13 protein-coding genes and 1 other annotated feature (1 of these 14 only partly in view) are annotated in these 16442 nt (G+C 54.5%); all 13 genes read right to left on the bottom strand.

All coding sequences use genetic code 11. The annotated features are described in order from the left end of the window. Positions 1-9 precede the first annotated feature (9 nt). Complete coding sequence (gene pyrE, locus BLV22_RS00800; protein WP_091610243.1) at positions 10-636, bottom strand: orotate phosphoribosyltransferase; 627 nt, start codon at positions 634-636, stop codon at positions 10-12. Beyond that, a complete protein-coding gene (gene pyrF, locus BLV22_RS00795) occupies positions 626-1348 on the bottom strand; it encodes an orotidine-5'-phosphate decarboxylase (protein WP_091610241.1) in 723 nt (240 codons plus the stop codon). The genes pyrE and pyrF overlap by 11 nt, the downstream gene beginning before the upstream one ends. Further along, positions 1345-2256: a dihydroorotate dehydrogenase gene (locus tag BLV22_RS00790; RefSeq protein WP_091610240.1), complete on the bottom strand. Its 912-nt coding sequence runs from the start codon at positions 2254-2256 to the stop codon at positions 1345-1347. Before BLV22_RS00790 ends, pyrF begins: the two co-directional genes overlap by 4 nt. After that, the gene (locus tag BLV22_RS00785) at positions 2253-3035 is read right to left on the bottom strand and encodes a dihydroorotate dehydrogenase electron transfer subunit (protein ID WP_091610238.1); all 783 of its coding nucleotides are present in this window, start codon (positions 3033-3035) and stop codon (positions 2253-2255) included. The genes BLV22_RS00790 and BLV22_RS00785 overlap by 4 nt, the downstream gene beginning before the upstream one ends. Then, on the bottom strand, positions 3032-6247 hold the full coding sequence (gene carB, locus BLV22_RS00780; protein ID WP_091610237.1) for a carbamoyl-phosphate synthase large subunit: 3216 nt from the start codon (positions 6245-6247) through the stop codon (positions 3032-3034). Before carB ends, BLV22_RS00785 begins: the two co-directional genes overlap by 4 nt. Positions 6248-6260: 13 nt before the next feature. Continuing rightward, positions 6261-7349: a carbamoyl phosphate synthase small subunit gene (locus BLV22_RS00775; RefSeq protein ID WP_091610235.1), complete on the bottom strand. Its 1089-nt coding sequence runs from the start codon at positions 7347-7349 to the stop codon at positions 6261-6263. After that, positions 7346-8629 (bottom strand): dihydroorotase, encoded by a 1284-nt coding sequence (locus tag BLV22_RS00770; protein ID WP_091610233.1) that lies wholly within the window; start codon positions 8627-8629, stop codon positions 7346-7348. Before BLV22_RS00770 ends, BLV22_RS00775 begins: the two co-directional genes overlap by 4 nt. Continuing rightward, positions 8626-9549: an aspartate carbamoyltransferase catalytic subunit gene (locus BLV22_RS00765; RefSeq protein ID WP_091612207.1), complete on the bottom strand. Its 924-nt coding sequence runs from the start codon at positions 9547-9549 to the stop codon at positions 8626-8628. The genes BLV22_RS00770 and BLV22_RS00765 overlap by 4 nt, the downstream gene beginning before the upstream one ends. A gap of 176 nt (positions 9550-9725) precedes the next feature. Beyond that, on the bottom strand, positions 9726-11057 hold the full coding sequence (locus BLV22_RS00760) for a solute carrier family 23 protein (RefSeq protein ID WP_091610232.1): 1332 nt from the start codon (positions 11055-11057) through the stop codon (positions 9726-9728). Between the two features lie 92 nt (positions 11058-11149). Next, on the bottom strand, positions 11150-11686 hold the full coding sequence (gene pyrR / locus BLV22_RS00755) for a bifunctional pyr operon transcriptional regulator/uracil phosphoribosyltransferase PyrR (RefSeq protein WP_281241088.1): 537 nt from the start codon (positions 11684-11686) through the stop codon (positions 11150-11152). A gap of 219 nt (positions 11687-11905) precedes the next feature. Next, a complete protein-coding gene (locus BLV22_RS00750) occupies positions 11906-12808 on the bottom strand; it encodes an RluA family pseudouridine synthase (protein WP_245723986.1) in 903 nt (300 codons plus the stop codon). Continuing rightward, the gene (gene lspA / locus BLV22_RS00745; RefSeq protein ID WP_091610227.1) at positions 12789-13286 is read right to left on the bottom strand and encodes a signal peptidase II; all 498 of its coding nucleotides are present in this window, start codon (positions 13284-13286) and stop codon (positions 12789-12791) included. Before lspA ends, BLV22_RS00750 begins: the two co-directional genes overlap by 20 nt. Positions 13287-13435: 149 nt before the next feature. Continuing rightward, positions 13436-16210, bottom strand: a complete 2775-nt coding sequence (gene ileS, locus BLV22_RS00740) for an isoleucine--tRNA ligase (RefSeq protein WP_091612204.1) — start codon at positions 16208-16210, stop codon at positions 13436-13438. 53 nt (positions 16211-16263) lie between these two features. Next, positions 16264-16442: a binding site (T-box leader), on the bottom strand (it continues 53 nt past the right edge of the window).

The following is a 16442-nucleotide window of genomic DNA, read 5'->3' as shown; positions in this document are numbered from 1 at the left end:
AAATCGTATTTACGCCCAGGACCCCGGAGCCTGCTTCCACTCCTGCAGACGCTCGATGTCTTTTTCCTGCACGTAGCCTTCCTCAGCAGCAATCTGGATCAGCGCAGAGTAGTTGGTCAGTGTTTTCGACGGCAGCTGCGCTTCTTTAAGCTGCCTTCCGGCTTCCTCCAGCTCATATGTGAAAATCGCAGCCGCTCCGAGCACATCGGCTCCCGCGTCCAGAAGCGCCTGCTGGACCGTAATCATGCTTTTACCTGTCGAGATTAAATCCTCGACAATTACGACTTTATCCTCCGGAGTGACCCGCCCTTCAATCTGATTGCCTTTACCGTGGGATTTGGACGAGCCGCGTACGTAGCACATCGGCAGGCCGAGCTTGTCTGCTGCAAGCGCCGCATGAGCGATCCCGGCCGTCGCGGTTCCGGCAACGATCGTAGCATCGGGGTAATTGGTCCGGATCAGCTCCGCCAGCCCTTCTGCCACCCGTGTCCGTACGTCCGGATACGAAAGCGTCAGCCGGTTGTCGCAGTAGATCGGGGAGCGGATGCCGGAAGACCAGGTGAACGGTTCATCCGGGCGTAGAGTCACTGCTTCGATTGTCAGCAGGTCCCTGCTGAGAAGTGCTTCATTCTGCATTGGGCATTCTCCATTCCTGTTCCATTTGTTCGTAAGCCGCAGCCGGGTCTGCAGCTTTTGTAATGCTGCGGCCGACGACGATCGCGTCACTGCCAAGATCTGCGGCAGTGCCCGGGGTCACTACCCGCGCCTGGTCCCCCGCCTCCTCGCCGGCCCCGCGAATTCCCGGCGTCACGGTAATAAAAGAGCTGCTGCGGGCGCTTTTAATAAGAGGTACTTCTCCGGCGGCACAGACCACGCCGTCCTGCCCCGACCGTTCGGCGATCTCCGCGTAAGCCGCCACTGCTTCATTCATCGAAAGCGGTATGCCAAGCTCCTCATTCAGCATCGTTTCGGAGGTGCTCGTCAGCTGAGTGACCGCTATACAGGAAGGCCTCTTTTGACCGGCAGGGGTCCCCTGCTCCAAGCCTTCTACAGTCCCCGCCATCATCCGGCTGCCGCCGGCGGCATGGACCGTGACAAGATCCACCTGCAGCCGGGCGAGCTGGGCGGCGGCCCGCTGAACCGTGTTGGGAATATCATGCAGCTTCAAGTCAAGAAACACCCGGTGGCCTTTAGCTTTCCATTCCTCCACCAGCGCCGGGCCTTCTTTATAAAATAATTCCATACCGACTTTTAAAAACAGCGGTCTCTGCCCAAATGAAGCAAGCAGGACATCCGCCTCCGCTTTGTCCGGCACATCCATTGCAATAATCAGGGGACGGTCGTTCATGCTTTCACCCCGCCCTGCTTCCAGCCGGCCCAGTCCGCAGCCGGTTCAGTGCCGGCCCAGTCTGTCAGCTCCTGGATAATTTCCGGGCAGGCAAACGGATTGCTGATGTTTGCTGTTCCGACAGCCACTGCATCAGCCCCGGCTATCATAAACTCCAGCACGTCCTCCATACCCATAATGCCGCCCATGCCGATAATAGGCAGTTCTGTTACCTGCCGCACCTGATATATCATCCGGATCGCCACCGGCTTAATGGCCGGTCCTGAAAGGCCGCCGATTTCATTGGCGAGCAGCGGCTTGCGCGTCGCCGGATCGATTTTCATGCCCGATAATGTGTTAATCAGCGACAGGCCGTCCGCGCCTGCGTGTTCCACCGCTTTGGCAATCTCGGTAATATCAGTCACGTTGGGAGACAGCTTAACGTAAACCGGCACATCAGACACATGCTTCACCCTTTTCGTCAGCTCTGCTGCAAGCTTCGGGTCGGTCCCAAACGTAATACCGCCTTCTTTAACATTCGGGCAGGAAATATTGAGCTCCAGCGCTGCAACCATTCCGGATTCCGACAGTCCGGCCGCCACCGCTTCGTAGTCTTCCATTTTCGTTCCTGCGACATTCGCAAGGATAGGCGTGTCTAACTGCTGGAGCCACGGCAGCTCTTGTTCGGTTACTCCTTTAAGCCCCGGATTCTGCAGACCGATGGCGTTCAGCATGCCTGCTTCTGTTTCTGCCACCCGCGGTGTTTCATTACCGAACCGCGCTTCTTCAGTAGTCGCTTTGATCGCAATGGCACCAAGGTCATTGAGGTCATACAGCTGGGCAAACTCTTTTCCAAAGCCAAAGCATCCACTAGCCGGCATGACCGGGTTTTTCATCTCAAGTCCGGGCAGGCTCACATGCAGTTTCATGACAGCACCACCTCTCCCCACGGAAAGACCGGTCCGTCGCTGCAAACCTTCCGGTAGCTTGTTCCGTCAGGGTCATCTGCAGTGTGACACACACAGGCAAAACAGGCACCGATGCCGCAGCCCATACGTTCCTCAAGGGAAAGCTTCCCTTTTGCGGTCGCATAGGAGCTGTCGAGCGCGCGAAGCATTGGCAGCGGACCACAGGCGTAAATAGCATCGTAGGAAAGACCCCGGCGGTCAATCACGTCTGTGACAAACCCGGTCTCCCCAATACTGCCGTCAATCGTACTCACAAAGCAGTCTCCAAGTGCGCTGAATCTTTCCTGAAAGAACGCACTGGGTTCATCGGCAAAACCGAGCACGGTCTGCACCCGCACGCCATGGCCCGCGAGCTGTTTAGCGAGACCCAGCAGCGGCGGGACGCCGACGCCGCCTCCGACAATCAGCGCCTTTTCTCCTTCATCCACATCACTCGTATCAAATCCGTTGCCGAGCGGCCCGAGCACATCCACTTCATCGCCTGCACGCCAGGCTGCCATCCGGCTTGTTCCTTCCCCTTCGGCCCGGAACACAAGCGCCATCCGCCGCTGTTCCGGCCAGTGTTCACTAATACTGACCGGACGGCGGAGAAGCGGGGCGACGTGCGGTGACGTTTTCACATGCACAAACTGCCCCGGTGCCTGGATACGCTCCGGCATATCGCCTTCGAGTACAACTTCAAAGATCGATGCTGCGATTTCGTCGATAGACACGACGCTCATCCATTCTTTTTGAATCACGCCATCACCTCGTTTGTACGGTCTTCTTTCATCGCAGGCATAGCTTCTGTGGAAAAGGTAATCATTTCAAGCACCTTCAACAGAGCTCCCGCCGTGTCGAGTGAGGTGAGACATACTACTTCATTTTCCACCGCTTCCCGCCGGATTCTGAAGCCGTCCGCCGCTGCTTTTTTCTGTTTCTCCATCGTGTTGATGACAAACTGGGCTTTGCCTTCCCGGATAAAGTCCAGAATGTTTGGCGACTCTTCCTCCACTTTTGCGACCGAGGAAGCCGGAATGCCTTCCTTGTTCAGCCAAGCCGCCGTCCCCTGGGTCGCTGTAATCGTATAGCCGATTGCATGAAACCTCCTGGCGAGCGCAAGCGCCTCCTTTTTCCACTCATCGGCGATGGTAAACAGCACGGTGCCGTGATTTGGAATTTTCATCCCGGAAGCAATCAGTCCTTTATACAATGCTTTCTCGAGCGTCTGATCCCGGCCCATCACCTCTCCGGTTGATTTCATTTCCGGGCCGAGGGATATTTCCACCTGGCGGAGCTTGGCGAAGGAAAAGACCGGCACCTTGACCGAAACGCCTTCTGCCTCCGGCAGCAGACCGCTTTCGTACCCAAGGGAAGCGAGAGTTTCGCCGACCATGACCCGGGTGGCAAGCTTTGCGATCGGGCATCCGGTAATTTTACTTAAAAACGGCAGGGTACGGCTCGCCCGCGGGTTCACTTCAAGCACATACACTTCATCTTCGTGTATGACGAACTGAATGTTCAGCAGACCTTTAATATTCAGGCCTTTTCCGATAGCGATCGTCCGCTCTGCAAGTGTTTGTTTCGTCTGCTCCGAGAGCGTCTGCGATGGATAGACCGCAATCGAATCGCCCGAATGCACGCCGGCACGTTCAATGTGCTCCATGATCCCCGGAATAAGCACCGTCTCTCCGTCTGAAATTGCGTCAACCTCCACTTCTTTTCCGACCATATAACGGTCGATCAGCACCGGGTGCTTGCGGTTGACGCGTACGGCCCGCTCCATGTAGTTAAGCAGCTCTTTTTCATTTCCGACAATTTCCATCGCCCGTCCGCCCAAAACGTACGACGGGCGTACCAGAACCGGGTAGCCGATATCAGCAGCCACCACCCGTGCCTCTTCCGTGCTGACGGCTGTACGGCCGAGCGGCTGTGGGATTTTCAACGACTGCAGCGCCGCTTCAAATTTATCCCGGTCCTCCGCCCGGTCCATGTCTTCAAGTGTAGTGCCGAGAATCTTGACGCCGTGCTCGGCAAGGCCGTCCGCCAGGTTAATGGCGGTCTGGCCGCCGAATTGAACGATGACGCCCTCCGGCTGTTCCACATCGACCACGTGCATCACGTCCTCCACTGTAAGCGGCTCAAAGTACAGCTTGTCGGACACGCTGAAGTCTGTCGACACCGTTTCCGGATTGTTGTTGATAATAATCGCTTCATATCCTGCTTCCTGCAGCGCCCAGACGGTATGAACCGTCGCGTAGTCAAATTCCACGCCCTGCCCGATCCGTATCGGGCCGGAGCCGAGGACGATAACAGACGGACGCCCGGTTTTGCTGCTTTCGTTTTCTTCCTCATAGGAGGAATAATAGTACGGCGTTTCAGACTCAAATTCCGCCGCACACGTGTCGACCATTTTATACACCGGCGTAATACCCAGCTTGAGGCGCTGGCTGCGCACCTGTTTCTCTGTCGTATTCCAGTAGGCTGCCAGCGTTTCGTCGGCGATTCCTGTCGTCTTGGCCATCCGGAGCATCTCTTCATCATTTGGATAAGCACGTGCCATCTCGGCCACTTTGACAATGCCGGCAAATTTTTCGAGGAAAAACAAATCAATTTTTGTCCACCTGTGCAGCTGTTCGAGCGAATAGCCGCGCTTCAACGCCTCCCCGATATAAAACAGCCGCTCATCATCCGCACGAATGAGCTTGTCTATCAGCTTTTCTTCAGAGGCTTCTGCGTAGTCCGGGTGCGTCAGAAAAGCCCGTCCGAGTTCTAGCGACCGAATGCCTTTTAAAATGGACTCCTCAAATGAACGTCCGATGGCCATTACTTCTCCTGTCGCCTTCATCTGCGTACCGAGCCGGCGGTTCGCTGCTTCAAATTTGTCGAACGGCCAGCGGGGGATTTTCGTTACTACGTAATCAAGGGCCGGCTCGAAGCTTGCGTACGTCGTACCGGTGATCGGATTCTTTAACTCATCGAGCTTATAGCCGGAGGCAATCTTTGCTGCCAGCTTGGCGATCGGGTATCCGGTTGCTTTGGAGGCAAGTGCCGACGAGCGGCTTACGCGCGGGTTAACTTCAATGATGTAGTATTCAAAGCTGTCCGGGGAGAGGGCAAACTGCACGTTGCAGCCGCCTTCAATTTCAAGCGCGCGGATGATTTTCAGCGACGAGTCACGGAGCATATGGTACTCCCGGTCAGCAAGCGTCTGGCTCGGGGCAGTGACGATCGAATCACCGGTATGAATGCCGACCGCGTCGATGTTTTCCATGTTACAGACAACAATTGCCTGCCCCGAGCTGTCGCGCATTACTTCATATTCAAGCTCTTTAAACCCGGCGATGCTTTTTTCAAGCAGGCACTGGGTTACCGGACTGTATTTGAGCCCAGAGCCGACAATTTCCACGAGCTCGTCGTGATTGTCCACCAGGCCGCCGCCGGTGCCGCCGAGCGTATAGGCCGGCCGCACGATAACCGGATAGCCGATTTCCTCCACAAAGGCTTCTGCTTCCTGCAGGTTGTGCACGATGGTGCTTTCCGGCACCGGCTCATTCAGCTCATACATCAGGTTCCGGAAAGACTCCCGGTCCTCTGCCTGCTCGATTGCGGACAGCTCGGTGCCAAGAAGGGAAATATCGTACCGCTCGAGCAGCCCGTGGCGGTGCAGCTCCATCGCCATATTCAGGCCGGTCTGGCCGCCAAGGGTCGGAAGGATGGCGTCGGGTCGTTCTTTACGGATCACCCGGTCGACAAACTCAAGCGTCAGCGGCTCCATGTACACCTGATCGGCAATGTTGGTGTCCGTCATGATGGTTGCCGGGTTGGAATTAATTAAAATGACCTCGTACCCTTCTTCTTTTAACGCCTGGCACGCCTGCGTGCCGGCATAGTCAAACTCCGCCGCCTGGCCGATCACTATAGGGCCGGAGCCAATCACTAATATTTTTTGGATATCTGTACGTTTTGGCATGGTGACTCCCCTTTTACATTCGAGTAGGTACTTTTTCATAGCGGTTCATTAAGCGGACAAACTGATCGAACAGGTCGTTGGCATCGCTCGGTCCCGGGCATGCTTCCGGATGGTACTGGACGCTGAAGGCCGGATACTCCCGGTGCTCGACTCCTTCAACCGTACCATCGTTGACGTTGACGTGCGTCAGGATCAGGTCTGTGCCCATCAGCGAATCCCGGTCCACGGTATAGCCATGGTTCTGGGAGGTTATATCTACCCGTCCGGTTTTCACCTGCTTGACCGGATGGTTCCCCCCGCGGTGGCCGAACTTGAGCTTCGACGAGGTGGCCCCGCAGGCGAGACTCAGCAGCTGATGTCCGAGACATATCCCAAACACCGGCACTTCCCCGATCAGGCCCCGGAGCGTTTCCACGGCCTCCGGCACGTCCTCAGGGTCCCCCGGGCCGTTACTGAGCATTACTCCGTCCGGGTTCAGGGCGAGCACTTCTTTCGCCGTGGCGTTGTAAGGAAGCACAAACACGTCGCAGCCGCGGCTGAGCAGATTCCGGGTGATACCGTGTTTGGCCCCGTAATCCATTAGAACGACCCGTTTCCCGTTGCCTGGTGCATGGTAGGCATTTTTCGTACTGACCCTGGACACCTGGTCCCGGGGGTCGACCCACTGCTGCAGCTCCCGGACAATTTCCTCTTCTTCCGCTTCTTCCGCGCACAGTCTGCCCCGAAGCGTCCCAGCGGTCCGGATCATTTTCGTCAGGCGGCGTGTATCAATACCGCACAGGCCGGGAATGTCTTTTTCACGCAGCCATTCGCTGAGCGTACCGATGCTTCGGAAATTGCTCGGATGCGAAGCTGCTTCCTTGACGATCAGCCCGCCGGCAGACGGATGCATCGTTTCGAAGTCATCCCGGTTAATGCCGTAGTTGCCGATCAGCGGATACGTCAGCGTCACCAGCTGGTCGCAGTATGACGGGTCGGATAAAATTTCCTGATAACCGGTCATCCCGGTATTAAATACGACTTCCCCTACAGTTTCCCGTTCGCTTCCAATGCCTTCTCCGTGAAAAACTGCTCCATTTTCCAGTATTAATTTCCGCTTCATTGCTGCACCTCTTCCTTTTCATACACTGTCTGTCCGTCTACGATCGTGAGTACTGGCCAGCCTTTCAGTTTCCAGCCGGCAAACGGCGTGTTTTTCCCTTTTGACACAAACTGAGCAGGGTCGACTGTTTCTTCGTGCTCCAGGTCAATGAGCGTCAGATCTGCAGCAGCGCCGGTGGAAAGCGTGCCGGCAGCAAGTCCGAACACTTTGGCCGGACGCCCTGTCATTGATGCGAGCAGATACTCCAGTGTACATACTCCGTTTAATACCAGTTCGTTATATAAAAGCGGAAAGGCCGTTTCAAATCCCGTAATCCCGAACGGCGCTTCGCCTATAGGCCGTGCTTTTTCTTCGGCGGCGTGAGGGGCATGGTCGGTCGCTATAAAATCAATGGTGCCGTCGAGCCAGGCTTCAAGGAGCGCCTGCCGGTCGCCGCGGGAGCGCAGCGGCGGATTCATTTTATAGTTCGTATCCACCTCCGGTATATCGTCTTCGCTGAGCAGCAGATGATGCGGTGTGACTTCAGCTGTTACATGGATGCCGGCACGCTTTGCATCGCGGATCAGCCGTACCGATTCCTTCGTGCTCACGTGACACACGTGATAGTGGCAGCCGGCCGCTTCTGCAAGCAGAATGTCACGGGCGATATGAACCGATTCAGCTACCGCCGGTATGCCCTTGAGCCCGTTTTTTTCCGCGAACCTGCCGGCGTGCACGCTGCCGCCGTATACGAGCGTATTTTCTTCACAGTGCGCCACCACCGGCATATCGAGCGCTGCTGCTTCCAGCATGGCTTCGTACATAACAGAGGCGTCCTGCACGCCCACCCCGTCATCTGTAAAAGCAAAGGCCCCGTGCTCCTTCAGTGCTTTCATGTTCGTGCGTTCAGCCCCCTGCTGTTTTTCTGTAATGGAGGCGTAAGGAAGGACGCGCACCACAGCTGTCGCTTCGATGCGCTCATAAAGCAGATCAAGCTTTCCAGCGGAGTCTGGTACCGGATACGTATTCGGCATCGGACAAACGGTGGTGAATCCGCCTTTCGCCGCCGCCTTTGTACCTGAATAGATCGTTTCTTTATGCTCGCCTCCCGGCTCACGAAGATGCACATGCACATCAACCAGGCCCGGGCTGAGCAGCCGCCCTTTCGCATCGAGCACCACTTCAGCTTCCTCCGGCGCCCGGCCTATTTCCTGGATACGTCCGTTTTCAATCAGTACATCCCTAGGTTCGATGGTTTCCCCGGAGGTGAATACCTGCGCATTAATAATCCATCCGTTCATTTCCAATCTCCTCCTTTAGCCTGTCTTAATACATGGTCAAGCACAGCCATGCGGATAAATACACCATTTGTCATCTGCTTAAAAATTCTTGAGCGGCTGCCTTCCACGAGCTCGTCCGCGATTTCCACGCCCCGGTTGATAGGGGCCGGGTGCATAATAATGCTTTTGTCCTTCATCCGCTGCGCCCGCTGTACGGTGAGCCCGTATGCTTCATGATAATCTTTCGGTCCGGCGATCAGCTGGACGGTATGCCGTTCATGCTGAATGCGGAGCATCATCATAACGTCCGCCACCTCCACCGCCTCATCCATCGGAATAAAGCGGCTGCTCATGGCTTCATCCATCCATTCTCTTGGTCCCGATACATATACCTTCGCTCCAAGACGCTCCAATACCTCTACGTTTGAACGGGCAACCCGGCTGTGCCGGATATCTCCGGCAATGACGACCTTCACCCCGGCAAACCGCCCAAACTCCTGCTGGATCGTCATTAAATCCAGAAAAGACTGGGTGGGGTGATGCCCGCAGCCGTCCCCGCCGTTAATGATGGGGATGTTGATAAAGTCCCGCAGTTCATCAAAGTACCGTTCCTGCTCGTGACGGATAACAACCACGTCTGCACCAATGCTTTCGATCGTGCGCACCGTGTCGTACAGGCTCTCCCCTTTTTTTACGCTTGAGGTGGCAGCATCGAAATGAAGAATCCCGAGGCCGAGATTCTGTTCGGCCGCTTCAAAGCTGAGCTTGGTCCGGGTGCTTGGCTCAAAAAATAAGTTCGCTGCGTATAAAGGAAGGCTTTTCCGTTCCCGGCCCATGTCTGCGAATGCGTCAGCCCTCGCCAGCAGTTCATGAATCTGCCGCACATCCCACTCTTCCATTGTCAGTACGTGCTGGACTGCTGCTGTTTTTGAAGATTTCATACTCATCATCGTTTCCGCTCCTTTTTAAGCGCCTCGATCCTATACAAAAAACCCGGAGTCGGAAAGACTCCAGGTGTACGGGTATGAAGAAACGCCCCGCGCAGTATAGCCTGCTGACGGAAGGGTTTCCATGCCGTTCAACCTTGGATGTCTCTCTGTACTTCCTTAAAGGATGATTAAGCTGCCTTATTTTTTGATGTAGATGTACTTACGGATTCAAACATCGACCGGTTGCCGTAGGAATCTTCCTTCCCCGGCAGCACTGCGTGCAGAACCATGCCGATCACTGTGGCAAGCGCCATGCTTGAAATTTCAAAGTATTCCCCGATTTCGATGAACGCTCCTCCAATCCCGGTTACCAGGATGACGGAGCTGATAATCAGGTTTCGCTTAATGCCGAGGTCAATGTTGTTATCAATCAGCATCCGGAGTCCGTTCGAGGCTATGATGCCAAACAACAGAATCGAAACGCCTCCCATTACAGCCCCGGGAATACTTGCGATAAAGGCTTCCACTTTTCCGATGAATCCAAAGCTGATGGCAAGCACTGCCGCTCCGCCGATCACGTACACACTGAATACGCGGGTGATGGCCAGCACGCCGATGTTTTCCCCGTAGGTCGTGTTCGGCGGCCCTCCGAGCACGGCGGCAAGCATTGTTGCTACGCCGTCGCCCATGATGGAACGGTGGAGCCCCGGTGACTTCAGAAAGTTTTTTTCCGCTACTTTGCTCAGTACGAGCTGGTCGCCGATATGTTCGGCGATCGTCACCAGCGCAATCGGTGCCATGATCGCGATAACGCTCCAGCTCCAATCCGGACTGTACGTGGCAAACGGCACGGAGAAATCAGGCACCTGAATCCAGGCAGCCTCTCCGATGGCACCTGTATTTACCATTCCGGCAGCAAGCGCCGTCAGGTAGCCGCCGATGATGCCGAAAAGTACGGGAATGATACGGAAAAACCCGCGGAAAAACACGGAAGCGACAATAACAATCGCAAGCGTTACAGCGGCTACGCTCATATGCCGCATCGGTTCATTGTAGTTTCCGGTGTCTGCGTTGTAGTTCATCGACATTTCGATTGCTGTCGTCGCAAGGCCGAGGCCGATGACCATAATGATCGGGCCGACTACTACAGGCGGAAGAATGTTCATCAGCCAGCCTACACCGGCTTTACGGATAATCAGCGCCGTAATGCCGTAAACAAGCCCTGCAGCGAGCGAGCCGAGCATGACGCCTCCCGGTCCCCCGATGGATAAAGCGGCAATGATCGGGAAAATAAAAGCGAATGACGATCCGAGATAGGCCGGTATCTGTCCTTTGGTGATTGCCAGGTACGCAAGTGTTCCGAGACCGCTTGAGACCAGAGCTACGGCCGGACTGAGCCCTGTGAGCGCCGGCACGAGTATCGTAGACCCGAACATGGCGAACAGATGCTGCAGGCTCAGAATCAGCCACGTAGCCGGAGCCGGCCGGGTCTGAATGTGGATATCTTCATTATTTTTCATGATAAACCTCCATTAATATTGGCATGGAGGGAAGAAACGCTTTCGTCTCATCCCTTTTTGAACTCACTGGTTCAAATTAAAGAGAACTCTTGTTACGCAGAATGGATACTCACCTGGTCTTCGCCGTCTTCTTCTGCCATATTGACAGCGATGATTTCTTCGCGGGAGGTCGGGACGTTTTTGCCGATGTAGTCCGGCCGCACGGGAAGCTCCCGGTGGCCCCGGTCCACGAGTACCGCCAGCTGAATCTGTGCCGGCCGGCCGCTGTCCATCATGGCGTCCATCGCCGCCCGCACCGTCCGACCGGTATATAATACGTCGTCCACCAGAATCACTGTCTTTCCGGTAACGTCCACGGGCAGCACTGCCCCGTGCAGCTCCGGCTCCTGGCTGTTATTATTATGGGATAAATCATCACGGTACATCGTAATGTCCACTTCGCCAATCGGAATGGCATTTCCTTCAATCCGTTCGATACTTTCCGCGAGCCGGTTGGCAATATAAATGCCGCGCGTTTTGATTCCGACCAGGATACAGTCTTCCACGCCTTTGTTTCGTTCAATAATTTCGTGCGACACCCTCGTCAGAGCCCGCCGGATGGCCTGTTCATCCAAAAGCACCCGTTCCATCTGCACCATCCTCCTTTACTTCATTAAAAAAGCCCCCATCCCGTAAGGATGAGAGCTTGCGGCTCCGGGCACATCCATCCGCAGGCCGGGTAGTTGCACATACGCCGCCCTGAGTGCTTCTGCGCTCAGTCACCACCTCTTCTCAGCCTCACGGGACTGTGTTAAAAAGGCATTCGTTTTTTTCGTTATTACGTAGTATGACAGTCTTTTTCTGTGCGGTCAACTAGTTTTGTTAAGTTCATCAATCGCGGCCTGCATCTCCTCCGGCAGCTCCGCCTCCACTTCAACCCACTCTCCGCTCACAGGATGCTCAAAGCGGAGGCGGTACGCATGCAGCGCCTGCCCCGGAAGAGAAAGAGTCTTCCGGCGCCCGTACTTCGGATCAGCGGCCACCGGATGGCCAATCTCGGCAAAATGCACACGGATCTGGTGCATCCGCCCGGTTTCGAGCTCACACTCCACAAACGTATATTTGTGCCACCACTGCAGCACCTGAAAATGAGTGACTGCCGGCTTGGAGTTTTCCCGCACCGCCGCCATTTTCTGACGGTCATGAGGATCACGTCCGATCGGCATGTCAATTTTCCCTGTTTCGTGCGGTACCTCTCCGTGCACAATTGCTTTATATTTCCGCTCAATTTTCCGTTCCTTCATCTGAGCGGATAACTGCTCGTAAGCCTCAGGATGCTTGGCTGCTATCAGCAGGCCGGACGTATCTTTATCCAGACGGTGAATCAGCCCTGCCCGGGCTTCCGGATGGTGCTGCCATAATGGATAGCGGTGCAGCAGTCCGTTCATCAATGTGCCGCGGGCATGCCCAGGCGCGGGATGCACGACCATACCTCTTGGTTTGTAAATCACCACCACATCGTCATCCTCGTAGCGTACATCAAGATCCATCTCTTCCGGCGTCATCTCTTCATGATTATCTTCAGGTATAGTGACATCGATCCGGTCACCGGCCTGAAGCTTGTAATTATTTTTCACACGGTCGCCGTTGACCGTGATCCATCCCTCTTTCACCCATTGCTGCACAACCGAACGCGACTCTTCCAGTTCGTCTGTCACTAAACGGTCGACTCTTGTTCCCTGCTCTTCTTCATCAATAATTCGTGGATTCATGTGCTTCTTCCTTCTTTCGTGATCTTTCATCTAAAAACATACCGATAATCAACCAGACTACACCTACCGTCAGGGCAGCGTCTGCGACGTTGAAAATAGGATAATTATAGGCGAACAGGTAGACATCAACAAAGTCTACAACTTCACCGAAAAGCATACGGTCAATGAAATTTCCAATGGCTCCTCCAAGCACAAGGGCCAGCGGGATACCAAAGGTAAATGAGAGCGTACCGTACTGCTGCATGTAATACACCACTACCGCTATTACGACAATCGTAATAATTAAGAAAAACCAGCGCTGGCCCTGCAGTATACCAAAGGCCGCTCCTGCATTCCGGTGAGAGGTCAGATATAAAAAAGACGGGACAACTTCAATGCTTTCTCCAATACGCATGGAGGCAGCTACTATGTATTTGGTCACCTGATCGAAAATAATAATCAGCGCAGCCAGCAGGTAATGCCACTTAATAATTTTCATACGGACTCTTTCATCCTCTCTTGCGGTGTGCGTTCCATCCTTAGCATTTTAGCATATATTCGCCGGTGCGAACAGCGCTCAGGGCGATCCTTCCGGCCGTTACTTTCCGCAAAAAAAAGAGCCCCTGCTGGAAAGGGGCTCAACACGTGCTATGACTGACTGACGTTCTCTTTTTGATGCATGACCGAAGCACAGCGGCTGCAGAGATCCGGATACGCCGGATCTTCTCCCACCGTTTCGGTCACTTCCCAGCAGCGTTCGCAGCGTTCACCTTCCGCTGCTCCTACAACGACGCTTACTTCGTCAAGCTTCGCCGCTTCTGCCGGGGCCTCTGACGCTGAGCCGGCAATTTCTGCTTTCGAAACAATAAACAGCGTCTTTAAGTGGGTTACACTCTGAAGCATGTCTTTTACTTCCCCGTCTGCATAAATATCTACCGAGGCTTCAAGTGACTTGCCAATCACTTTTTCTCCTCTCGCTGTCTCCAGGGCCTTTAATACATCGTCCCGGACGTCCATGAGACGGTCCCACTTCCGGCGGAGCTCTTCATCCTCCGTCGAACGGTCCGCCTGCGGCATATCCGTCAGCTGGACGCTGTCAGCTTCTGTCTGAGGGATAAATTCCCATACCTCTTCGGCCGTATGCGGGATGATCGGTGCGATCATCTGCACAAGAGCTGTTAACGTGTCATACAGCACTGTCTGCACAGCCCGGCGGCGGACATCATCTTCATGCTCGACGTAGAGCGTATCCTTGGCGATATCAAGATAAAACGAGCTCAGATCCACAGTACAGAAGTTGTGGAACGTTTGATAAACATTCACGAACTGATATTCTTCATATCCAGCACGGATTTTTGCGATTAAATCCTGCAGGCGCAGATGCATATACTGATCAAGCTCGCTCCAGTCCGACGGCGCAACCCGGTGCTTCTCCGGATCAAAATCGCTCAGGTTTCCGAGCATGAACCGGAACGTGTTACGGATCTTGCGGTACGCTTCAGCGATTTGCTTTAAAATGTTGTCCGACAGCCGGTGGTCCGCCTGATAGTCGACACTCGACACCCAGAGCCGGAGAATATCCGCCCCGAGCTGCTTTGTGATGTCGTTTGGCGAAATCGTGTTTCCGAGCGATTTGCTCATTTTTTTGCCTTCTCCGTCCATCGTAAAGCCGTGGCTCAGTACGGAACGGTACGGTGCCTTTCCGGTAACCGCGACACTTGTTGTAAGAGAAGAGTTAAACCAGCCGCGGTACTGATCGGATCCTTCAAGATACATATCAGCCGGACGCTGCAGAAGCGGAGATGCCTCAAGCACTGACTGGTGGGACGATCCGCTGTCAAACCACACGTCCATAATATCCATTTCTCTTGTAAAGGTGCCGTTTGGACTGTGTTCCGACGTAAACCCTTCCGGAAGCAGCTCGGCTGTCTCCCATTCAAACCATATGTTGGAGCCGTGGCTGCGGAACAGCTCGGAAACGTGCTGGATGGTCTCATCGTTAATAAGCGCTTCGCCGTCCTCTGCATAAAAGACCGGAATTGGCACGCCCCAGGCACGCTGCCTCGAGATGCACCAGTCGCCCCGGTCACGCACCATGTTGTACAGTCGTGTTTCTCCCCAGGCCGGGGTCCATGTCACCTGGCTGATTTCATCTAAAAGCTCGCCCCGGATGTTTTCGATCGACGCAAACCACTGATCGGTCGCCCGGTAAATCACCGGCTTTTTCGTTCTCCAGTCATGCGGGTACGAGTGGCTGAAGAAGTTCAGCTGCAGGAGTGCCCCGAGCTGATCGAGGTTGTCAGTGATCGCTTTATTCGCCTTATCGTAAAACATTCCTTCAAATCCCGGTGCTTCGTCGGTAAACACTCCTTTGTCATCAACAGGACAGAGGGTTTCCAGGCCGTACTGCTGTCCTACGACAAAGTCTTCTTCCCCGTGGCCCGGCGCTGTGTGTACGCAGCCGGTACCGGCATCGAGCGTCACGTGCCCACCGAGAATGACGAGGGAATCCCGGCCGTAAATAGGGTGCTCAGCCATTACGTATTCAAGATCGCTCCCCTTCATACGCTTTGTAACCTCATAGCCGTCCCACTCCAGCTTTTGTTCGAGCTCCTCGAGCAGTCCTTCAGCAACGACGTACTTTTCTCCATTCGCCTTCACAACGACGTAGTCAAGCTCCGGATGAACAGTGATTGCCAGGTTTGCCGGAATCGTCCACGGGGTCGTTGTCCAGATGATAAACTTTTCATCACCTTCGAGAACGTCCTTACTGTCTTTAACCGCAAACGACACGTAAATCGACGGCGAGCGCATATCGTGGTATTCGATTTCTGCTTCTGCCAGGGCCGATTCAGAGGATGGCGACCAGTAGACCGGCTTTTTGCCTTTATAAATATGGCCGCGCTTGGCCATTTCCCCGAATACCTGAATCTGCTGGGCTTCGTATTCATGATTCATCGTCACATACGGGTTTTCCCAATCGCCTCTCACCCCGAGACGTTTAAACTGCTCCCGCTGCCGGTCAATTTGTTTTTCCGCATATTCTTCACACGCGGCGCGGAACTCAGCAGTGGTCATTTTTTTCCGGTCGATTTTTTTGTTTTTCGTAAGCGCCGTTTCAATCGGAAGCCCATGAACGTCCCAGCCCGGAACGTACGGGGCGTGGTAGCCCGTCATCGATTTGTAGCGGACGATAAAGTCCTTCAGCACTTTATTCAGGGCGTGCCCCATATGGATGTCCCCGTTGGCATAGGGAGGGCCGTCGTGCAGCACAAACAGCGGGCGGCCTGCGGTGCGGGCCTGAACCTGCTCATAAATGTCCTGCTCGTTCCACGTTTTCTGGCGTTCCGGTTCTTTATTCGGCAGATTGCCACGCATTGGAAATTTGGTTTTTGGCATTAACAGTGATTCTTTATAACTCATTTCCGCATCCTCCTTTTTTCTTACAACAAAAAGAGCCATTCCGAGCCCCTGTGCATAGGGGCGAGAATGACTCGCGGTACCACCCTGATGAGTGCAGGAATCCATACGGGTTCCTGCTTGTCTCTTCATTGGCAATAACGGCTTTTTTAAAGCCGCCTTAACTTACTGCTTTGTTCAGTTAAGGAACTCCGGGGTGATAACAAAAATGTCCTGGTTCTGCGCTTACACCAAC

The sequence above is a fragment of the Marinococcus luteus genome (assembly GCF_900106595.1).
Classification (GTDB): Bacteria; Bacillota; Bacilli; order Bacillales; family Marinococcaceae; genus Marinococcus; species Marinococcus luteus.
The sequence above is the reverse complement of the archived record's forward strand: the minus strand, read 5'-3'. Positions and strand labels throughout refer to the sequence as shown.

Excerpts from the sequence above, each read along its gene's own strand:
- pyrE (WP_091610243.1), bottom strand. The coding sequence starts at position 636 with ATGCAGAATGAAGCACTTCTCAGCAGGGACCTGCTGACAATCGAAGCA.
- pyrF (WP_091610241.1), bottom strand. The coding sequence starts at position 1,348 with ATGAACGACCGTCCCCTGATTATTGCAATGGATGTGCCGGACAAAGCG.
- BLV22_RS00790 (WP_091610240.1), bottom strand. The coding sequence starts at position 2,256 with ATGAAACTGCATGTGAGCCTGCCCGGACTTGAGATGAAAAACCCGGTC.
- carB (WP_091610237.1), bottom strand. The coding sequence starts at position 6,247 with ATGCCAAAACGTACAGATATCCAAAAAATATTAGTGATTGGCTCCGGC.
- BLV22_RS00775 (WP_091610235.1), bottom strand. The coding sequence starts at position 7,349 with ATGAAGCGGAAATTAATACTGGAAAATGGAGCAGTTTTTCACGGAGAA.
- BLV22_RS00770 (WP_091610233.1), bottom strand. The coding sequence starts at position 8,629 with ATGAACGGATGGATTATTAATGCGCAGGTATTCACCTCCGGGGAAACC.
- BLV22_RS00765 (WP_091612207.1), bottom strand. The coding sequence starts at position 9,549 with ATGAAATCTTCAAAAACAGCAGCAGTCCAGCACGTACTGACAATGGAA.
- BLV22_RS00760 (WP_091610232.1), bottom strand. The coding sequence starts at position 11,057 with ATGAAAAATAATGAAGATATCCACATTCAGACCCGGCCGGCTCCGGCT.
- pyrR (WP_281241088.1), bottom strand. The coding sequence starts at position 11,686 with ATGGAACGGGTGCTTTTGGATGAACAGGCCATCCGGCGGGCTCTGACG.
- BLV22_RS00750 (WP_245723986.1), bottom strand. The coding sequence starts at position 12,808 with ATGAATCCACGAATTATTGATGAAGAAGAGCAGGGAACAAGAGTCGAC.
- lspA (WP_091610227.1), bottom strand. The coding sequence starts at position 13,286 with ATGAAAATTATTAAGTGGCATTACCTGCTGGCTGCGCTGATTATTATT.
- ileS (WP_091612204.1), bottom strand. The coding sequence starts at position 16,210 with ATGAGTTATAAAGAATCACTGTTAATGCCAAAAACCAAATTTCCAATG.